This window comes from Pseudoduganella chitinolytica (assembly GCF_029028125.1).
Taxonomy (GTDB): Bacteria; Pseudomonadota; Gammaproteobacteria; order Burkholderiales; family Burkholderiaceae_D; genus Rugamonas; species Rugamonas chitinolytica.
Genome location: NZ_CP119083.1, coordinates 5462675 through 5479515, shown reverse-complemented (window position 1 = coordinate 5479515; position 16841 = coordinate 5462675). Strand labels below are relative to the sequence as shown.

The following is a 16841-nucleotide window of genomic DNA, read 5'->3' as shown; positions in this document are numbered from 1 at the left end:
GTGGGACACGGGCTCGGCATCGCCCGTCACAGCAGAGACCGTGTCCCTTTTCGGTGCCTGACCCCGCGGTGGGACACGGGCTGGTCCGTTAGTGCTTGGCCAGGTGGACGGCTTTCAGTTCCACCGGTTGCGACGGCGGTGGCGTGTCGTCCAGGTCGGTGTTGCTCATCGGGCCGCTGCCGCTGTACTTGTCGAGGAACAGATAGATGACGGGCGTGATGTACAAGGTGATGACCTGCGAGAAGATCAGGCCGCCGCACACGGCCAGGCCCAGCGGCTGGCGCAGCTCGGCGCCGGCGCCCAGGCCCAGCGCGATCGGCAGCGCGCCCATCAGCGCGGCCAGCGTCGTCATCAGGATCGGGCGGAAGCGCAGGATGCAGGCCTCGCGGATTGCGTCCACCGGCGCCTTGCCCTCCTCCCGCTGCAACTGCAGCGCGAAGTCGATCATCATGATGGCGTTCTTTTTCACAATGCCGATCAGCATCAGGATGCCGATGATAGCGATCATCGTCAGGTCCATCTTGAAGATCCACAACGTCAGCAGCGCTCCCACCGCAGCGGACGGCAGGCCGGCCAGGATCGTCAGCGGGTGGATATAGCTTTCGTACAGCACACCCAGCAGCACGTAGATGACGCCCAGCGCGGCCACGATCAGGATAACCTGGCTGCTTTGCGAACTCTGGAACACGGCCGCGTCGCCGCCGTAGCTTGTGATGATCGATGGCGGCAGGCCGAACTCCTGCCCCATCGCGTCGATCTTGGCCGTGGCGTTGCCCAGCGGGACGTCGGGCGCCAGGTTGAACGACAGCGTGATGGCCTGCAATTGGCCCTGGTGGTTGACGGCCGTCGGGCCCACCGTGCGCTGCACGGAAGCAAAGCTGGACAGCTTGACCAGCTGGCCGGCCGTGTTGCGCACGGAGACTTTCGTCAGCGCATCCTCGAAGCGGCGATCCTCGTCCGCTGCCTCCAGGATCACGTAATAACTCGCCGCGGACGAGTAGATCGTCGACACCTGCCGCTCGCCGAACGCCAGGTACAGCGCCGTGCGGATGTCGCTCAGGTTGACGCCCAGGTTGTTGGCCTTGTCGCGGTCGATCTTGAGCGACGCCTGCAGGCCCTTGTTCTGCGAATCGCTCGTCACGTCGCGGAAATCGGGATCGGCACGCATGCGCTCCAGGTAGCGCTCGGCCCATTCGTTCAGCGCATCCGGGCTGACCGACTGCAACGTGTACTGGTAGCGGCTCTTGCTGGGGCGCCCGCCCAGCTGCAGGTTCTGCACCGGCGACATGTAGACGGCGATCCCCGCCACCTGGCGCGTCGCCTTGCGCAGGCTTTCCAGCACCTGCGGCATCTTGTCGCGCTCCGAGCGGTCCTTCAGTACCACGAACATGCGGCCCGTGTTGCCGCCGCCCGTAAACGACACCACGTCCTTGACGTTGCGGTCGGCCCGGATCAGCGCCGCCACGCGGTCCTGCAGGGCCAGCATCGCCGTCGACGAGATGTCCTCGGACGCTTCCGTGTTGATGCGGATCTGGCCGATGTCTTCCTCGGGGAAGAAACCTTTCGGGATCGCGCTGTACATGACGATCGTCAGCGCGAACGTGCCCACGGCAATGGCCAGCACCACGTAGCGGTGGCGCAGCGCCGTGTCCAGCGTGCGCGCATAGCCGTTGCGCACCTTCATGAAGCCGGCCTCGAAGTGGCGGCCGATGAAGCTGTCGTCGCCCGACGTCTCGTGCGAGTCGGCCGGCAGGAAACGCGATGCCAGCATCGGCACCAGCGTCAGCGACACGGCGGCCGACACCAGCACGGACAATGCAACGATGACGGCGAATTCATGGAACATCAGGCCCATCACGCCGGGCATGAAGAAGATCGGGATGAACACGGCCACCAGCGAAATGGAGATCGACACGATGGTGAAGCCCATTTCGCGCGCGCCGACCAGCGCCGCCTGCAGCGGCTTCTTGCCGTGCTCGATGTGGCGCACGATATTCTCCAGCACGACGATGGCATCGTCGACAACCAGGCCGACGGCCAACGTGATACCCAGCAGCGAGATGTTGTCGAGGCTGTAGCCGAACGCGTACAGCAGGGACAGCGCGCCCAGCAGCGAGATCGGCATCGTGACGGCGGGGATGAACGTGGCGGCCGCGCGGCGCAGGAACAGGAAGATCACCAGCACGACCAGGACGATCGTCAGCGCCAGGGTCAGGTTGACGTCATGCAGGGCTTCGCGGATCGACACGGAGCGGTCGTTGACGAGGGCGATATTGATGGACTCGGGCAGCTGCGCCTTGAAGCGCGGCAGCAACGCCTTGACGCCGTCGACCACCTGCACGGTATTCGCATCCGGCTGGCGCTGCACCAGCAGCACGATGGCGCGCTCGCCGTTGTAGCTGCCGTACGACTTGATCGACTGGAAGCTGTCCTCGACGGTGGCGACATCCTTCAGCCGCACCGGTTCGCCGTTGCGCACGGCGACGATCAGGTCGCGGAATTCCGACGCCTTCATCATCTGCGGGTTGCCCTGGATCGTCAGCGTCTGCGTCGGCCCGTCCAGCACGCCCAGCGGCGTGTTGGCGTTGGCATTGCGCACGGCCGCCTGCACGTCGGCCAGGGTCAGGTCGCGCGCGTTCAAAAGGTCCGACTTGGCGCGGATGCGCACGGCAAACCGCTTCTGGCCGTTGACGGTGACTTGCGCCACGCCGGGCAACGTCGACAGGCTGGGCGCGATCAGGTTTTCCGCGTAGTCGTTCAGGTCGGACAGCGACAGCGACGGCGAATTCATGGCCATGAACAGCACGGGCGCGTCGGCCGGGTTGATCTTGCGGTACGACGGCAGGTCCGTCATCTCCTGCGGCAACTGGCGCTGGGCGCGCAGCAGCGCGGCCTGCACGTCCACGGCCGCTTCGTTGACGTCGATGCTGGAATCGAATTCCAGGGTCAGCGACGTGTTGCCCTGCGTGCTCGTCGATGTGATCATCGACAGGCCTGCAATCGTCGAGAACTGCTTCTCCAGCGGCAGCGCCACCGACGACGCCATCGTGTCGGGGCTGGCGCCGGGCAGGTCGGCGCTGACGTTGATGACGGGCGTGTTATAGCTGGGCAGCGCCGCGACGGGAATCTTCAGGTAGGCCAGCACGCCGGCCAGGATCAGGGTCAGCGACAGCAGCACCACCATCACGGGGCGCCGGATCGAAAGCTCGGACAGGTTCATTCGACACCCTTCGGTTTGCCCTGCTCGGCCACGCGCGCATCGGCCACGCGCACCTTGCCGCCGGGGCGCAGGTTCTGCTTGCCTTCGACGATGACCTTCTCGTCACCCTGCAGGCCGCGCACGACCGCATCGCCGCCGAACGCGTGCAGGCGCTCGACATCGACCGCTTTGGCCGTATTGCCCGGCCCGACCGTGTAGACGAACGTGCCGCGCGTGTTGGTGATGATCGCATTTTGCGGCACCACCAGCGCGTCCTTCAGCGTCTGCACCGTCAGGCTGGTGTTGACGTACTGGCCCGGCCACAGGCGCGTGTCGTCGTTGTCGAACTGCGCCTTGACGCGGATGACGCCCGCCACCGGATCCACCGTGTTGTCGATGAAGCTCAGGTGGCCGACGATGGGCTTGTCGGAATTGTTCTGGAACGCCTGCACCGGGACCTTGCCCGCGCGCTGCGCATCGAGCAGCGCGGCCAGGCTGTTCTCCGGCAGGGTGAACGCCACGTTGATCGGGTCCAGCTGGGTGATCGTCGCCAGCGACGTCGCCAGCTGCACCAGGCTGCCCGGATAGACGTTGATGGCGCCGACGCGGCCGGACATCGGCGCGCGGATCGACGTGTAGCTCTGGTCCACGCGCACGGCGCGGGCGGCGGCGATGTCCGCCTCCAGCAGCGCGCGGGCCGCGTCGACCTGGCTCTTGAGGGTATCGACGGCGCCCTGGGCGATGAACTTCTGCGCCAGCAGTTCCATGCTGCGCTTGTACTGGCGCTCCAGGTCGGCCAGGCTGGCGCGGTCGCGCGCCACCTGGGCATCGGCCTTCTGCACATTGGCCGCCTCGCTGCGGCTGTCCAGCGAGAACATCAGGTCGCCCTGCTTGACGAACTGGCCTTCCTTGACGTGCACCTTGACGATCGTGCTGGTCGTCTGCGGGTGCAGGTCGACCGTACTGATGGGGCTGACAGTACCGTTGGCCTGCAGCAGCACGGGCACGTCCTGCCGCTTCGGCTGGACAATGTTGACGGTCGTCGGCCCCTGGAACCCGTTGCCCTTGCCGGGCCCTTCCTGGGCCGGCGCGGCGGGACGCGTGAAATGCCAGGCGCCGGCGGCGATGACGGCGGCGACGCCGGCGAGAACTCCCAGAGTTTTCTTTTTCATTCTAAATGGACTGCAGTGATGAGTAAGTAGCACGAGCCGGCGACGTGGCGCCGCCGGTTCTCCCAGATCGTTTTTATATATTGCTCTACGGCATTAAACCCGACATTCTCGCATCGATTCATGTCGGGGTGATTACTTGCCTGCGTAAAACTCAGGCAATGTCAGCACGGCCTCCAGGCCGCCGCGGTCGCTGTTGGCCAGGCTCAGCGTGGCACCGTGCTGCTCGGCGATATTGCGGGCGATGGTCAAGCCCAGGCCCGTGCCCCCGGACGAGCGCGAGCGCGAACTTTCCAGGCGGTAGAACGGCTCGAATACTCGCGCCAGCTGGTCCTGCGGGATGCCAGGCCCTTCGTCGCGAATCCGGATGCGTGCGGCGCCCGCCAGCCGCTCGACCGTCACGTGGGCCTTCTGGCCGTACTTGACGGCGTTGTCGATCAGGTTGACGAGGCAGCGCTGGATGTCCAGCGGCCGCCCCAGCAACGCCATCCCGGCCGCGCCCTTGAGCTCCACGCTCTGGCCGGCATCGACGGCATCGGCACAGACGCTGTCCAGCAGCGAATCCAGGTCCAGCTTCTGCATGGTGCCGCCCGCGTCCATGCTGCGGGCCAGGTCCAGGCCCTCCTTGACCATGGCCTGCATCGCCGACAGGTCGCCGATCAGCTTTTGCCGCAGGTCGTCGTCCGGTACTTTTTCGAGCCGCAGGCGCAGGCGGGTCAGCGGCGTCTGCAGGTCGTGCGTGATGGCCGCCAGCATTTCCGTGCGCTGCGCAATGTACTGGCGGATGCGCGCCTGCATCGCGTTGAACGCGGCGCTGGCCTGGCGGATCTCGCTGGCGCCCGCCAGCTCCAGCGGTGGATGGTTGATGTCGTTGCCCAGGTCCTTGGCCGCCTGCGCCAGCTGCTTCAGCGGCCGCACCGTCATCCGCGTCACAAGGTAGGCCAGCACGGCGATGCACAGCAGGAACGGGACGAACACGGCATATTCGTTGTGTCCGGTCGGCGCGGGCGCCCGCGGCGGCAGCACGGACAGCTTCAACAGTTGTCCATCCGTCATTGCGATCTGCACGGATTCGCACGTGCCCCGCCACTGGGTAGCGCCGAACAAGGTGTTGGTGGCTACCGGGCGGTCGCAGGCGGCGGGTCGCTCCGCCAGTGGCGTGACCTGGAACTCGCGCCCCAGCCGCTGGGCCAGCGCGGCGGAAAACTCCGTCGGCGGATGCACGGCCGGCCGCTCCTCGCTGGCCAGCTCCAGCTGGACGCTGCTCTTGCTGGCCACGGCCAGGTACTGCGCGCGCGATTCGGGACGGACGACGTCGGCCGTCTCGATGATCTGTTCGGCCCGCTCCAGGGCGTGGAAATTGCGGTAGCGTTCCAGCGTACGCTGGCGTTCGTTGACGGCCAGCCATTGCGTCAGCGCGGCCGACGCGATAATGCCCAGCATCAGGGCGAAAAACACCCGCCCCGTCATCGAATTGAAGAACGCCTTCACACGCGCGGCTCCACCGCCACGGTGCCGGCCAGCACATAACCACCGTTGCGGACCGTCTTGATAATCTGCGGCACCCGGGCATCCTCGCCCAGCTTCTGGCGCAGGCGGCTGATCTGGATGTCGATCGAGCGGTCGAACGGGTCGGCATCACGGCCTTGCGTCAGGTTCAGCAACTGGTCGCGGTTCAGCACACGGTTCGGATGCTCGAGGAACACCTTCAACAGGCGAAACTCCGCACCCGACAGCATGATCACCATGCCGTCCGGGTTCAACAGGTGGCGCGCCGTCAGGTCCAGCGTCCAGCCGGAAAATCGGATCTGCGCCGCCTTGTCGGCGCCGCCGGCTGCTGCCGTGTTCGTACGGCGCAGCACGCTGCGGATGCGCGCCAGCAGCTCGCGCGGCTCGAACGGCTTCGGCAGGTAGTCGTCGGCGCCCATTTCGAGGCCCAGGATGCGGTCCAGCGGTTCGCTGCGCGCCGTCAGCATGATGACGGGAAGGCTGGAATGGGCGCGCAGCTTGCGGCAGATCGTCAGGCCGTCCTCGCCCGGCATGTTCAGGTCCAGCACGATCAGGTCCGGCTTGGTCTCGTCCAGCAGCTTCCACATGGCCGCGCCGTCCTGCGCGCCGAAGGTGCGGTAACCGTTCGTCTCCAGGTAGTCGGCCAGCAGGGTGCGGATATCGCGGTCGTCGTCGACGATCAAAATGCTCGATGTAGGTTCCATGCCTCAATTATCCCCACTTCGGTCGCTGCTGCCTAACGGGTGTTTGTATCGTCTTGTATATGTTGGCCCGGGCATATGTCGGCCCAAGCCCAGGGGAAACAATCGGATACAAATCGCCGTGTCCGGGACACTTCAGCGAAACACCTTGCTGCCAAGATGAGTCCCATGTGCAGAGCATTCGACGCACATTTCCACTTACTGCTGTCATTACCGGAAGGATCCATATGTACACCCTGCGCAAATCTTTTATCATCGGCATGACCGTTATCGGCTTAAGCTCGGCATTTGCCGTCCAGGCACAAGAAGCGACCACGCCCGGGCGTCACGCTTATGCAGCCACCAAATTCGATCCCGTCAAGCGCGCCGAACATTTCGCCCAGCGTCAACAGAAACTGCACGACGCGTTGAAACTCACGGAAACCCAGGAAACGGCCTGGAATACTTATATTGCGGCCATTAAACCGCAAACGCCGACCGGTCGTCCCGACCGTGTCGATTTCAATTCCCTGCCGGCGCCGGAACGCATGGAAAAGCGCCTGGCGCTGCTGAGGGAGCGTTTGGCGAAACAGGAAGCCCGCCTGGCGGCACTGAAAACCTTTTATGCCGTGCTGACGCCGGAACAGCAGAAAACGTTCGACCAGGCGACCGTGCGCCAGGGGCGCCACCACGGCAGGCAGCATCACCTGCAGAAACAGCAGGGCTGAGCTGATATTGTCCGAGTAACCCGCAGCTGGTACCTGCGGTGCCTTTGGGGCGGCTTCGGCCGCCTCTTTTTTTGGGCCAGCCGCGCCAGTATTCGGCTTGATCGCGCCAGAATTCAGCTAGGTCGGCCTGGCCGCGAGCGACTGGTGGCCTGACAGGCGAAAAAGAAAGGGCGCCAGCGGCGCCCTTCGTTCGATCCGATCGGATCAGTTCAGCTTTTGTAGGGATGCCGTAAACTCGCGGGCATCCTGGAATCCGATGACGCGCGAGTCCGGAATTTCCTGCCCATTCCTGTTGAAGAAAATGATTCCGGGCGGCCCGAACAAATTGAAGCGCTTTAGCAAGGCCTTGTCCGCCGCGCTGTTGGCGGTCACGTCCGCTTGAATCAGGATGGTATTGGCCAGCTTCACCTTGACGGCGGGATCGACGAATGTCAGCTTTTCCATTTCCTTGCACGCTACGCACCAGTCGGCGTAAAAATCGAGCATGACGGTCTTGCCGCCGGTATTGGCGAGCACATTATCGAGCTCGTCGATACTGGCGATACGTTTGAATACCAGCGATGACTCCGCAGTTCCCCGTATATGCGACAGGGGCGCCAACGGATCGCGGCTGCCCGTGGCGACGCCGATCATTTGCACGATACCGAATAAAATCGCCAGCGCGGCAATTACCTTGGCCAGCCAGCCGTTCTTTTGCCGGATCAGATAAGTGCCGTAGCCGATGCCCAATACTGCCCAGCCCGACATCTGCACGACAGGCGGTAAGACCGGCGATACCAGCCACCAGGCCATGGCCAGCAGCAGCACGCCAAAGAAGCGCTTGACCGCGTCCATCCAGGCACCGGCACGCGGCAGCAAGGAGCCTGCGGAAATACCGACCAGCATCAAGGGCACGCTCATGCCGACCGCCATCGCAAACAGGGCGCTGCCACCGATGAGCACATTGCGGGTCTGGCTGATGTAGACCAGCGCACCTGCCAGCGGCGCCGCCACGCACGGACCCACGATGAGGGCGGAAATCGCGCCCATGGCAAACACGCCGGCCAGCTTGCCTGTGGATTGGCGTCCCGACGCGGCAGCGAGCCGGCTCTGCAGTGCAGACGGTACCTGCAGTTCGTACAGGCCGAACATCGACAACGCCAGCGCAGCCATCAGCAGGCCGAACGCGCCCAGCACCCAGGGGTTCTGCAGAGCGGCCGCCAGCCCTTCGCCGACCAGCCCTGCCGCCACCCCCAGCGCCGTGTACACGATGGCCATGCCCAGCGCATAGCTGCCGGACAGCACGACGCCCCGCTTGCGCGTGGCCCGGCTGCCCTCGCCGACGATAATGGACGACAGGATCGGCACCATCGGCAGCACGCAGGGCGTGAACGACAAGCCCAGGCCCAGCAGCAGGAACAGTGGCACGATGACCGCCAGGCGGCCACCCTGCAGGGCGCTGTCAATGCGGCCCAGCTCGCTTTGCTGCGCCGGCACGGGCACGTCCGGCGGCCGGGCCGTGGCCATCGAAGCCGCAGGCGCCGACGTTTGGGCCGGGCTCATCTGCAGGCTGAACGGCGCTGCCGCTGGCGCTGCCGCGGCCACGCCCACGTCGCCCGCGGCACCGCCCAGGCGTACCGTCGCGTCCTGCGGCGAATAGCACAGCCCTTTCTCGGAACAGCCCTGGCCTGTCGCGGTCAAGGTGAACGGGCCGGCCGTTTCGACCGGGACGCGGATCGTCACGCTGCCGTGATACGTCTCGACCTCCTTGGCAAACGTTTCGTCGTACTTGACCTTGCCCGGCGGGATCTGCGCCGCCCCCAGGCTTGCGCCGTCGGCCCGGAAGGCAAAGCGCTCGCGGTACATGTAGTAGCCGTCGGCGATCTTCCACGTCACTTCGACGGTTTTGGCGTCCGCCATGCGGGCGGACATCTGGAAGGCGACGTTCGGGTCGAGGAATTCATCGTCCGCCCACGCGGGCACCGCCGGCAGCAGGGCCAGCACGGCGGACAGGACGGCAAACAGGCGCAGCAGGAAAGGCATGTGATCTACTCTGCAAAAAGACAATCCGCAAGCATGGTACACCCGCAGCCGCCGCAAGGCGACTGGCTGCCCCAAAACCAGGGACGGACCCTGGTTTTGCGGCAAGCGAGTGCACCAGTGATGGTGCCGCAAGCGGGTCGCGCCCGCTGTCTTGGTCTGTCGCAAAGATGTCGCGAAAGGCGCCGACCCAAAAGAAAAAGCCGGGCGGACCCGGCTTTTTCATGGAACGCTGATGAATTACTCAGCGGTCGGTGCAGCTTCGACTTCGGTTGGTTCCGGACGGTCCAGCAGCTCGACGTAAGCCATTGGAGCGTTGTCGCCAACACGGAAACCCATCTTCAGGATGCGCAGGTAGCCGCCGTTGCGGTTAGCGTAGCGCGGGCCCAGTTCGGCGAACAGCTTCTGAACCATTTCGCGATCGCGCAGGCGAGCAAACGCCAGGCGCTTGTTTGCCAGGGTGTCGGTCTTGCCCAGGGTCAGGATCGGCTCGATCACGCGGCGCAGTTCTTTTGCCTTTGGCACGGTGGTCTTGATCGCTTCGTGGCGCAGCAGCGAAACGGTCATGTTGCGCAGCATTGCCAGACGGTGGGACGAGGTACGGTTCAGTTTACGGAGGCCGTGACGGTGACGCATGGTACTTCCTTTCAATGATGTTTATATCCGAGCTCTTCGATCGCCAGGTGCGTTTCAAAACGCCCGGGCGCGGGCCGGTTAGTAGGGAAAACGCCCGCCACGACATGTGGCGGGCGGTGGTGCAAATTACTTCTCCAGACCTGCAGGCGGCCAGTTTTCCAGCTTCATGCCCAGGGTCAGGCCGCGCGATGCCAGCACTTCCTTGATCTCGTTCAGCGACTTGCGACCCAGGTTCGGGGTCTTCAGCAGTTCGTTTTCCGAACGCTGGATCAGATCGCCGATGTAGTAGATGTTCTCGGCCTTCAGGCAGTTCGCGGAACGGACGGTCAGTTCCAGGTCGTCGACCGGACGCAGCAGGATCGGATCGACCAGCGGAGCACGCGACGGTGCTTCGGCGGCGGCTTCCGTACCTTCCAGCGCAGCGAACACGTTCAGCTGGTCGACCAGCACGCGTGCCGACTGGCGGATCGCTTCTTCCGGCGTGATGACGCCGTTCGTTTCGATGTTGATGATCAGCTTGTCCAGGTCGGTACGCTGTTCCACACGTGCCGATTCGACAGCGTAGGAAACACGGCGCACTGGCGAGAACGACGCGTCCAGGATGATGCGGCCGATCGTCTTGTTCGTGTCTTCGGACAGGCGACGCACGTTACCCGGCACATAGCCACGGCCCTTCTCGACCTTGATCTGCATGTCCAGCTTGCCACCGGCGGTCAGGTGAGCGATCACGTGATCCGGGTTGATCAGTTCCACGTCGTGCGGCAGGTCGATATCCGACGCCAGCACGGCGCCTTCGCCTTCCTTCTTCAGGGTCAGCGTGACGGAATCGCGGTTGTGGACCTTGAAGACCACGCCCTTCAGGTTCAGCAGCAGGTCGACCACGTCTTCCTGCACGCCGTCCAGCGACGAGTACTCGTGCACGACGCCGGCGATGGTGACTTCGGTCGGCGCGTAGCCGATCATCGACGACAGCAGCACGCGACGCAGGGCGTTGCCCAGCGTGTGGCCGTAGCCGCGCTCGAATGGTTCCATCACGACTTTGGCGTGACCGGCACCCAGGGCTTCGACGTCGATGATACGTGGCTTCAACAAACTGTTTTGCATTGAAATGTCCTTTTCATTACCCTCGGCTCGTTACACCGATAAGGCTGATGGCATTAGTGAAAACGCCCGCTCGAGTGAGCGGGCGGTATTACGGATGAACTAAGCGGTGTGCCAGCTCAACTGCGACTGCGATTAACGCGAGTACAGTTCGACGATCAGCGATTCGTTGACGTCGTTGGCGATCTCGCTACGCTCTGGCAGGGACTTGAACGTGCCTTCCATTTTCTTGGAATCCACGGACACCCATGCCGGCATGCCGACTTGTTCGGCCAGCGACAGCGCTTCGACGATACGGGTCTGCTTCTTGGCCTTTTCGCGCACGGCGATGACGTCGCCGATCTTGACAGCGTAGGAAGCGATGTTCACGACGTTGCCGTTCACGGTGAAGGCTTTGTGCGACACCAGCTGACGCGCTTCAGCGCGGGTCGAGCCGAAGCCCATGCGGTAGGCGACGTTGTCCAGGCGGGTTTCCAGCAGGGACAGCAGCGTCTCACCGGTGTTGCCCTTGCGACGGTCGGCTTCGGCGAAGTAGCGGCGGAACTGACGTTCCAGGATGCCGTACATACGCTTGACCTTCTGCTTTTCGCGCAGCTGGTTGCCGTAGTCGGAGGTGCGGGCACCCGACTTCACGCCGTGCTGGCCTGGCTTGACGTCCAGTTTGCACTTGGAATCCAGCGAGCGACGGGCGCTCTTCAGGAACAGGTCGGTGCCTTCACGGCGGGACAGCTTTGCTTTTGGTCCGATATAACGTGCCACGGTATTTTTCCTTAAATATTAGATGACGCCCCGGATCGATCAGGTGCGCACAAAGGCTGTGTGCAACTGCGGCGAACAGGCGCTAGTCTGACCCTTTAATCCGTCAGACGGTGGCTCAACATTTGGGCCCGGCCGCCGGCTCCGGGGAGCGACGAACAGGCAAAAATAGCCGGACAGTATAACCGTTTCCGATTTACTGTTCCAGCGATTTTTACATCAGGGCGACGGTGACCGGTCCACACCGGACCGGTCATTGTCTTGCTGTGCCGAAGATGCGTGTCTCGTACGCGAGGTACGAATCCAGCAATCCGAAGACGGATTGCTTAGATACGACGAATCGTTCGGTATGACTGCAGTCAGTCCTTACGGATCGAAGCCGATATACCGAAGAGCCGCCGGCTCATCTGCTTAGATACGACGACGCTTCGGAGGACGGCAGCCGTTGTGCGGCACTGGCGTCACGTCCTGGATCTCGGTGATCTTGATACCCAGGTTGTTCAGTGCGCGAACAGCGGATTCACGGCCAGGACCTGGGCCCTTGATACGGACTTCCAGGTTCTTCACGCCGCATTCCTGAGCAACTTTACCAGCCGCTTCAGCAGCAACCTGCGCTGCGAACGGGGTCGACTTACGGGAGCCCTTGAAGCCGGCACCACCCGAGGTCGCCCACGACAGGGCGTTGCCCTGGCGGTCGGTGATCGTGATGATCGTGTTGTTGAAGGAAGCGTGCACGTGTGCGATGCCTTCAGCGACGTTCTTTTTGACCTTCTTACGAACGCGCGCTGCTGCTGCGCTGCTTTGTTGCTTAGCCATAGTTGTTCCCTAGATTATTTCTTCAGCGATTGTGCGGCTTTGCGCGGACCTTTGCGGGTACGCGCATTGGTGCGGGTGCGCTGACCGCGGACCGGCAGGCCCTTACGGTGACGCATGCCGCGGTAGCAACCCAGATCCATCAGACGCTTGATGTTCATCGACAGTTCGCGGCGCAGATCGCCTTCTACTACGAACTTGCCGATTTCGTCACGCAGCTTTTCCAGCTCGCTGTCGTCCAGGTCTTTGATCTTCTTGTTGGTTGGAACACCCGTCTGGGCGCAGATGAACTGCGCACGTGGGCGGCCCACGCCGTAGATTGCCGTCAGGCCGATCACGGTGTGCTGATGATTTGGGATGTTAACCCCTGCAATACGTGCCATTCGTTATTCCTCGAACTGTTAGCCTTGACGCTGCTTGTGACGTGGTTCCACGCAGATGACGCGGACGACGCCTTTGCGCTTGATGATCTTGCAGTTGCGGCAGATCCGCTTGACTGAAGCGTTAACTTTCATTTTTGCACTCTCTTCTTGGATTCGATTACTTAAAATTACTTGGTCCGGAACACAATACGAGCCCGGGACAGGTCGTACGGCGTCAACTCCACCGTCACCTTGTCGCCAGGGAGAATGCGGATATAGTTCATCCGCATTTTACCCGAAATGTGGCCGAGTACCACGTGGCCGTTTTCCAGCTTTACTCGAAATGTTGCATTCGGCAGATTCTCCAGAATCTCGCCCTGCATCTGTATGACGTCGTCTTTTGCCATGTTGACCTGTTCGCTTAGCGGGTCGGAATGCCGCCCTTGAAGTTTGCCTTGCGCAGCAGCGACTCGTATTGCTGCGACATCACGTAGTTCTGGACCTGGGCCATGAAGTCCATGGTCACAACTACAATAATCAACAGAGAAGTACCACCGAATACGAAGGATACTTTCCACTGGGCTTGCATAAACTCCGGCAGCAAACACACCAGGGTGATGTAGACGGCGCCAGCCAGGGTCAATCGCGTCAGGATCTTGTCGATGTAACGGGCAGTCTGCTCACCGGGACGAATCCCTGGCACAAAGGCCCCGCTCTTCTTCAAGTTGTCCGCAGTTTCCTTGCTGTTGAACACCAAAGCGGTGTAGAAGAAGCAAAAGAACACGATCGCCACGGCATACAGCAATGCATGGATAGGCTCGCCTGGGCTCAACGATGCAGCCAGATCTTTCAGGAAGCGCACAACAGGGTTGCTGTTGTCCGCGCCACGCGAGAACCAGTCCACGATAGTGGCCGGGAACAAGATAATCGACGATGCGAAGATCGGCGGAATCACGCCTGCCATGTTCAGCTTCAGCGGCAGGTGGCTGGTTTGCCCACCGTAGATCTTGTTACCGACCTGACGTTTGGCATAATTCACCAGGATCTTGCGCTGGCCACGTTCCACGAACACCACCGCATAGGTCACGGCTGCGACCAGGATGACGATGATGATGGCGGAGATCGCACTGATCGCACCGGTCGACACCTGGGTGAACAAGCCACCCAACGCGCCCGGCAGACCGGCAGCGATACCGGCAAAGATGATGATCGAGATGCCGTTACCGAGACCACGCTCGGTAATCTGCTCACCCAACCACATCACGAACATGGTGCCGGTCAGCAGCGTCACGATCGACGTGAAGCGGAAGGCCAGACCGGGATCGAGCACCAGGCCAGGCTGGGCTTCCAGCGCGACCGAGATGCCGAATGCCTGGAACAGGGCCAGGAACACGGTGGCGTAACGGGTGTACTGGGTGATCTTGCGACGACCCGACTCCCCTTCCTTCTTCAGCGCTTCCATCTGCGGCGATACGATCGACACCAGCTGCATGATGATCGAGGCCGAGATGTAGGGCGTAATGCCCAACGCAAACACCGTGAAGCGCGACAGGGCGCCGCCGGAGAACATGTTGAACATGCCCAGCAGCCCACCCTCCTGCGACTTGAACAGTGCGGCCAGCTGTACCGGGTCGACTCCCGGCACCGGGACGTGCGCCCCGATGCGGTAGACTACCAGAGCGCCCAGCAAAAACCACAGACGGCCCCAAGGGAAACCGGCTGCGGCACTTTTAGCAAGCTGCGGATTAGTCGCCAATTTTCGCTCCGTTCAAGCTTAAGCGTCTCAGGCTACCGAGCCGCCGGCCGCTTCGATGGCCGCTTTCGCGCCGGCGGTCACTTTCAGGCCCTTGACGGACACTGCTTTGGTGATTTCGCCAGATGCGATCACGCGCACGTCACGTGCCAGCACGGACAGCACGCCAGCCTGCTTCAGGACCAGCAGGTCGACTTCGCCGACGGCCAGGCCGTTCAGGTCGGACAGACGCACTTCAGCCTTGAAGGTGGCGTTCAGCGATTTGAAGCCGCGCTTTGGCAGACGGCGTTGCAGAGGCATCTGACCGCCTTCGAAGCCGACTTTGTGGAAGCCGCCCGAACGCGATTTCTGACCTTTGTGACCACGGCCGGCAGTCTTGCCCAGGCCGGAGCCGATACCGCGGCCAACGCGGCGCTTAGCGTGCTTCGCGCCTTCGGCTGGTTGAATGGTATTCAATTCCATTGTGTTCTCCAGTTCGTAAGCCGGGGCTTACGACACGACTTTAACGAGGTAGGCGACCTTGGTGATCATGCCGCGTACCGATGGCGTGTCCTGCAGCTCGGAAACCGAGTTGACTCGACGCAGGCCCAGGCCACGCACGGTTGCGCGGTGGTCTTGACGGGTGCCGATCAGGCCCTTCACCAGTTTGACTTTGATAGTGCTCATGGTCATCCTCTTAAGCCAGAATGTCTTCTACCGACTTGCCGCGTTTCGCAGCGATGTCAGCAGGAGTGCTCATTTTCGACAGGCCGTCCAGGGTGGCGCGCACCAGGTTGTACGGGTTGTTCGAACCGGTGGATTTCGCCACCACGTCCGTCACGCCCATCACGTCGAAGATCGCGCGCATTGCGCCGCCGGCGATGACGCCGGTACCTGGCTTGGCCGGGCTCATCATGACGCGCGATGCGCCGTGACGGCCGGTTACCGTGTGCTGCAGGGTACCGTTCTTCAGAGGCACCTTGATCAGGTTGCGACGGGCTTCTTCCATTGCCTTCTGCACACCGACCGGTACTTCCTTCGACTTGCCCTTGCCCATGCCGATGCGGCCATCGCCGTCACCGACCACGGTCAGCGCCGCGAAGCCCATGATACGACCACCCTTGACCACTTTGGTCACGCGGTTGATCGCGATCATTTTTTCGCGCATGCCGTCATCCGGCTTGTCGCTTTGCATTTTTGCTTGCATTTTTGCCATGATCGTACCCTTAGAACTTCAGACCGGCTTCACGCGCGGCTTCTGCCAGCGCCTTCACACGGCCGTGGTAACGGAAACCGGAGCGGTCGAACGCAACTTCGGTGATTCCTGCCTTCAGTGCTTTTTCAGCAACGCGCTTGCCAACCAGGGCTGCAGCGGCGGCATTGCCACCCTTGCCCGATTTGCCGGCCAGCTCCGCGCGAACTTCTGCTTCCACGGTCGACGCCGAAACCAGAACTTTAGCGTCCGGGCTGATCAGGTTCGCGTAAATGTGCAGGTTAGTGCGGTGGACCGACAGGCGGTTCACTTTCAGTTGCGCGATCTTGATGCGGGTTTGACGTCCGCGGCGCAGACGAGATTCTTTTTTGTCCATCGTCAGCCCCTAATTACTTCTTCTTGGTTTCTTTAAGCTTAACCACTTCGTCCACATAGCGGACGCCCTTGCCTTTGTATGGCTCAGGGGAGCGGTAAGCGCGCACTTCAGCGGCAACCTGGCCAACCTGTTGACGATCGATGCCCTTGATCAGGACTTCGGTCGGCGTTGGGGTAGCGACGGTGACGCCTGCTGGCATTGCGTGTACAACAGGGTGGGAGAAGCCCAGGGACAGGTTCAGCTTGTCGCCTTGTGCTTGCGCCTTGTAACCCACGCCGACCAGGGACAGCTTCTTCTCGAAGCCCTTGGTGACGCCGGTAACCATGTTGTTGACCAGAGCGCGCAGCGTGCCGGACATGGCATTGGCTTCGCGGCTGTCGTTGGCCACGTCGAACGTCAGCGTGCCATTGTTGTTTTCGATCTTGACCAGGCCGTTCAGGCGCTGGGTCAGGGTGCCCAGCGGGCCCTTGACGGTGATCGCTTGTGCGGAGATGGCGACTTCGGCGCCAGCCGGCACAGCGATCGGCATTTTAGCTACTCGAGACATG

Annotated in this window: 19 protein-coding genes; 1 reads left to right on the top strand and 18 read right to left on the bottom strand. The window is 62.5% G+C overall.

Annotation, left to right across the window (positions count from 1 at the left end):
* Positions 1-88: 88 nt before the first annotated feature.
* The 4 genes from PX653_RS24410 to PX653_RS24395 form a co-directional block, all read right to left on the bottom strand.
* The gene (locus PX653_RS24410; RefSeq protein WP_277415241.1) at positions 89-3220 is read right to left on the bottom strand and encodes an efflux RND transporter permease subunit; all 3132 of its coding nucleotides are present in this window, start codon (positions 3218-3220) and stop codon (positions 89-91) included.
* Positions 3217-4371 (bottom strand): efflux RND transporter periplasmic adaptor subunit, encoded by a 1155-nt coding sequence (locus tag PX653_RS24405; RefSeq protein WP_277415240.1) that lies wholly within the window; start codon positions 4369-4371, stop codon positions 3217-3219. The genes PX653_RS24410 and PX653_RS24405 overlap by 4 nt, the downstream gene beginning before the upstream one ends.
* 132 nt (positions 4372-4503) lie before the next feature.
* Positions 4504-5859, bottom strand: a complete 1356-nt coding sequence (locus PX653_RS24400; protein ID WP_277415239.1) for an ATP-binding protein — start codon at positions 5857-5859, stop codon at positions 4504-4506.
* On the bottom strand, positions 5856-6581 hold the full coding sequence (locus PX653_RS24395) for a response regulator (protein WP_277415238.1): 726 nt from the start codon (positions 6579-6581) through the stop codon (positions 5856-5858). The genes PX653_RS24400 and PX653_RS24395 overlap by 4 nt, the downstream gene beginning before the upstream one ends.
* A 224-nt stretch (positions 6582-6805) precedes the next feature.
* Between PX653_RS24395 and PX653_RS24390 the strand changes: the two genes are divergently transcribed.
* Complete coding sequence (locus PX653_RS24390) at positions 6806-7285, top strand: Spy/CpxP family protein refolding chaperone (protein ID WP_277415237.1); 480 nt, start codon at positions 6806-6808, stop codon at positions 7283-7285.
* 204 nt (positions 7286-7489) lie between these two features.
* Here PX653_RS24390 and dsbD read toward each other — a convergent pair whose 3' ends face one another.
* From dsbD to rplF, 14 genes are all read right to left on the bottom strand, one after another.
* Positions 7490-9307 (bottom strand): protein-disulfide reductase DsbD, encoded by a 1818-nt coding sequence (dsbD, locus tag PX653_RS24385; RefSeq protein ID WP_277415236.1) that lies wholly within the window; start codon positions 9305-9307, stop codon positions 7490-7492.
* Between the two features lie 237 nt (positions 9308-9544).
* Entirely contained in the window at positions 9545-9940 is a 396-nt protein-coding gene (gene rplQ / locus PX653_RS24380) for a 50S ribosomal protein L17 (RefSeq protein WP_107144078.1), read from the bottom strand.
* Positions 9941-10066: 126 nt separating this feature from the next.
* On the bottom strand, positions 10067-11044 hold the full coding sequence (locus tag PX653_RS24375; RefSeq protein WP_026354946.1) for a DNA-directed RNA polymerase subunit alpha: 978 nt from the start codon (positions 11042-11044) through the stop codon (positions 10067-10069).
* Between the two features lie 132 nt (positions 11045-11176).
* Positions 11177-11800 carry a 30S ribosomal protein S4 gene (gene rpsD, locus PX653_RS24370; RefSeq protein WP_134386528.1) on the bottom strand — a complete coding sequence of 208 codons (624 nt, stop codon included), beginning with the start codon at positions 11798-11800 and terminating at the stop codon, positions 11177-11179.
* A gap of 408 nt (positions 11801-12208) precedes the next feature.
* Positions 12209-12613 (bottom strand): 30S ribosomal protein S11, encoded by a 405-nt coding sequence (gene rpsK, locus PX653_RS24365; protein ID WP_028101645.1) that lies wholly within the window; start codon positions 12611-12613, stop codon positions 12209-12211.
* 14 nt (positions 12614-12627) lie between these two features.
* The gene (gene rpsM / locus PX653_RS24360; RefSeq protein ID WP_093556901.1) at positions 12628-12993 is read right to left on the bottom strand and encodes a 30S ribosomal protein S13; all 366 of its coding nucleotides are present in this window, start codon (positions 12991-12993) and stop codon (positions 12628-12630) included.
* A gap of 18 nt (positions 12994-13011) precedes the next feature.
* Positions 13012-13125: a 50S ribosomal protein L36 gene (gene rpmJ / locus PX653_RS24355; RefSeq protein ID WP_005663407.1), complete on the bottom strand. Its 114-nt coding sequence runs from the start codon at positions 13123-13125 to the stop codon at positions 13012-13014.
* A gap of 35 nt (positions 13126-13160) precedes the next feature.
* The gene (gene infA, locus PX653_RS24350; RefSeq protein ID WP_005663428.1) at positions 13161-13379 is read right to left on the bottom strand and encodes a translation initiation factor IF-1; all 219 of its coding nucleotides are present in this window, start codon (positions 13377-13379) and stop codon (positions 13161-13163) included.
* Positions 13380-13393: 14 nt separating this feature from the next.
* Entirely contained in the window at positions 13394-14728 is a 1335-nt protein-coding gene (gene secY, locus PX653_RS24345) for a preprotein translocase subunit SecY (RefSeq protein WP_112939778.1), read from the bottom strand.
* A gap of 27 nt (positions 14729-14755) precedes the next feature.
* Positions 14756-15187: a 50S ribosomal protein L15 gene (gene rplO / locus PX653_RS24340; RefSeq protein WP_277415235.1), complete on the bottom strand. Its 432-nt coding sequence runs from the start codon at positions 15185-15187 to the stop codon at positions 14756-14758.
* 27 nt (positions 15188-15214) lie between these two features.
* Positions 15215-15397, bottom strand: coding sequence for a 50S ribosomal protein L30 (gene rpmD, locus PX653_RS24335; RefSeq protein ID WP_107144082.1), 183 nt, complete (start codon positions 15395-15397; stop codon positions 15215-15217).
* A gap of 4 nt (positions 15398-15401) precedes the next feature.
* Positions 15402-15920 (bottom strand): 30S ribosomal protein S5, encoded by a 519-nt coding sequence (gene rpsE / locus PX653_RS24330; protein ID WP_107144083.1) that lies wholly within the window; start codon positions 15918-15920, stop codon positions 15402-15404.
* A 10-nt stretch (positions 15921-15930) separates the two neighbouring features.
* Positions 15931-16293 carry a 50S ribosomal protein L18 gene (gene rplR / locus PX653_RS24325; protein WP_107144084.1) on the bottom strand — a complete coding sequence of 121 codons (363 nt, stop codon included), beginning with the start codon at positions 16291-16293 and terminating at the stop codon, positions 15931-15933.
* Between the two features lie 13 nt (positions 16294-16306).
* Positions 16307-16840 (bottom strand): 50S ribosomal protein L6, encoded by a 534-nt coding sequence (gene rplF / locus PX653_RS24320; RefSeq protein WP_277415234.1) that lies wholly within the window; start codon positions 16838-16840, stop codon positions 16307-16309.
* Between the last annotated feature and the right edge of the window lies 1 nt (position 16841).

Coding starts and splice junctions, on each gene's coding strand:
- rplR (WP_107144084.1), bottom strand. CDS start 16,293: ATGGACAAAAAAGAATCTCGTCTGCGCCGCGGACGTCAAACCCGCATC.
- dsbD (WP_277415236.1), bottom strand. CDS start 9,307: ATGCCTTTCCTGCTGCGCCTGTTTGCCGTCCTGTCCGCCGTGCTGGCC.
- PX653_RS24375 (WP_026354946.1), bottom strand. CDS start 11,044: ATGCAAAACAGTTTGTTGAAGCCACGTATCATCGACGTCGAAGCCCTG.
- rplQ (WP_107144078.1), bottom strand. CDS start 9,940: ATGCGTCACCGTCACGGCCTCCGTAAACTGAACCGTACCTCGTCCCAC.
- rpmD (WP_107144082.1), bottom strand. CDS start 15,397: ATGACCATGAGCACTATCAAAGTCAAACTGGTGAAGGGCCTGATCGGC.
- rplO (WP_277415235.1), bottom strand. CDS start 15,187: ATGGAATTGAATACCATTCAACCAGCCGAAGGCGCGAAGCACGCTAAG.
- rplF (WP_277415234.1), bottom strand. CDS start 16,840: ATGTCTCGAGTAGCTAAAATGCCGATCGCTGTGCCGGCTGGCGCCGAA.
- PX653_RS24395 (WP_277415238.1), bottom strand. CDS start 6,581: ATGGAACCTACATCGAGCATTTTGATCGTCGACGACGACCGCGATATC.
- PX653_RS24390 (WP_277415237.1), top strand. CDS start 6,806: ATGTACACCCTGCGCAAATCTTTTATCATCGGCATGACCGTTATCGGC.
- rpsM (WP_093556901.1), bottom strand. CDS start 12,993: ATGGCACGTATTGCAGGGGTTAACATCCCAAATCATCAGCACACCGTG.
- rpsK (WP_028101645.1), bottom strand. CDS start 12,613: ATGGCTAAGCAACAAAGCAGCGCAGCAGCAGCGCGCGTTCGTAAGAAG.
- rpsE (WP_107144083.1), bottom strand. CDS start 15,920: ATGGCAAAAATGCAAGCAAAAATGCAAAGCGACAAGCCGGATGACGGC.
- PX653_RS24405 (WP_277415240.1), bottom strand. CDS start 4,371: ATGAAAAAGAAAACTCTGGGAGTTCTCGCCGGCGTCGCCGCCGTCATC.
- infA (WP_005663428.1), bottom strand. CDS start 13,379: ATGGCAAAAGACGACGTCATACAGATGCAGGGCGAGATTCTGGAGAAT.
- rpmJ (WP_005663407.1), bottom strand. CDS start 13,125: ATGAAAGTTAACGCTTCAGTCAAGCGGATCTGCCGCAACTGCAAGATC.
- PX653_RS24410 (WP_277415241.1), bottom strand. CDS start 3,220: ATGAACCTGTCCGAGCTTTCGATCCGGCGCCCCGTGATGGTGGTGCTG.